This window comes from Mesorhizobium sp. M2A.F.Ca.ET.067.02.1.1 (assembly GCF_004023285.1).
GTDB lineage: Bacteria > Pseudomonadota > Alphaproteobacteria > Rhizobiales > Rhizobiaceae > Mesorhizobium.
Window position 1 is genome coordinate 1 of the sequence record NZ_RZSB01001211.1, and the last position, 1023, is coordinate 1023.

A 1023-nucleotide genomic window follows, 5' to 3' on the forward strand; every position below is an offset into this window, starting at 1 on the left:
GCTCCTCTCCGTCCGCTTCGCGGACACCTCTCCCCCGCTTTGCGGGGGCGAGGAAACCAAGCTTCGAGAGGTCCCCTTGCGCCCAGCCCGCTTGGCGTTTAGCAAGGCGCCGGTTCAATTTCTCTCCCGGGACGGTTCTCCATGGCTTCGAAAAATCTCTTCCTGCTCGCCGGCGACGGCATCGGCCCCGAGGCGATGGCCGAGGTGAAGAAGCTGATCAAGGCCATGAACGACAAGCTCGGCAGCGGCTTCGCCACCGACGAGGGCCTGGTCGGCGGCTGCGCCTATGACGCGCATGGCGCGGCAATCTCCGACGCCGACATGGCCAAGGCGATGGCGGCGGACGCCGTGCTGTTCGGCGCCGTCGGGGGACCGAAATGGGATGCAGTGCCTTACGAGGTGCGCCCCGAGGCCGGGCTCTTGCGCCTGCGTAAGGACATGGAGCTGTTCGCCAATCTCAGGCCCGCGATCTGCTATCCGGCACTCGCCGCGTCCTCCTCGCTCAAGCAGGAGGTGGTCGAGGGCCTCGACATCTTGATCGTGCGCGAGCTCACCGGCGGCGTCTATTTCGGCGAGCCCAAGCAGATCATCGATCTCGGCAACGGCCAGAAGCGCGGCATCGACACCCAGGTCTACGACACGTTCGAGATCGAGCGCATCTCGGGCGTCGCCTTCGAGTTGGCGCGGACGCGCCGCAATCACGTCACCTCGATGGAAAAGCGCAACGTCATGAAGTCGGGCGTTTTGTGGAACGAAGTCGTCTCCCAGACGCACAAGGCGCGCTATTCCGACGTCAAGCTGGACCATATGCTGGCCGACGCCGGCGGCATGCAGCTGGTGCGCTGGCCGAAACAGTTCGATGTCATTGTCACCGACAATCTGTTCGGCGACATGCTGTCCGACATCGCCGCCATGCTGACCGGCTCGATCGGCATGCTGCCTTCGGCCTCGCTCGGCGCGCCGGATGCCAAGACCAAGAAGCGCAAGGCGCTCTACGAGCCGGTGCACGGCTCCGCGGCCGAC

The 1023-nt window shown here is 65.2% G+C and carries 1 protein-coding gene; it reads left to right on the forward strand.

Annotated features, from left to right (window positions below; translation table 11 throughout):
- Nucleotides 1–141: 141 nt before the first annotated feature.
- On the forward strand, nucleotides 142–1023 hold an 882-nt coding region (gene leuB / locus EOA28_RS36815), incomplete at its 3' end, for a 3-isopropylmalate dehydrogenase (protein ID WP_128315895.1).